This window comes from Diplocloster agilis, assembly GCF_019042275.1.
Taxonomy (GTDB): domain Bacteria; phylum Bacillota; class Clostridia; order Lachnospirales; family Lachnospiraceae; genus Diplocloster; species Diplocloster agilis.
Genome location: NZ_JAHQCW010000103.1, coordinates 1 through 378 on the forward strand (window position 1 = coordinate 1; position 378 = coordinate 378).

Here is a 378-nt window from a genome sequence, read left to right on the forward strand (position 1 = left end):
GTGCGCTTATGCGGTATTAGCAGTCATTTCTAACTGTTATCCCCCTGTATAAGGCAGGTTACCCACGCGTTACTCACCCGTCCGCCACTAAGTCACAAATGCTTCATCCCGAAGGAATCCTCATAAGTGCTTCGTTCGACTTGCATGTGTTAGGCACGCCGCCAGCGTTCATCCTGAGCCAGGATCAAACTCTCATGTTTAAGTGTTTGATTCCATCAAGATAACTACTAGCTATCTTTCCGTCATACTGTTTTAAGGTTGCTTCTCATTCTTCCGCTTCCTTCGCAAAATCGCTTTTGCATCCGGTTGCTTCTATAATAAGAAAGCGTTCGTTTCTGAAATTCTTTTTTAGAATTTTCAGGGTTGTTTCACTGTTTA

At 43.4% G+C, this 378-nt stretch carries 1 rRNA gene; it reads right to left on the minus strand.

The annotated features are described in order from the left end of the window. Nucleotides 1–200, minus strand: a 16S ribosomal RNA gene (locus KTH89_RS24745); the annotation flags it as partial. Nucleotides 201–378 lie beyond the last annotated feature (178 nt).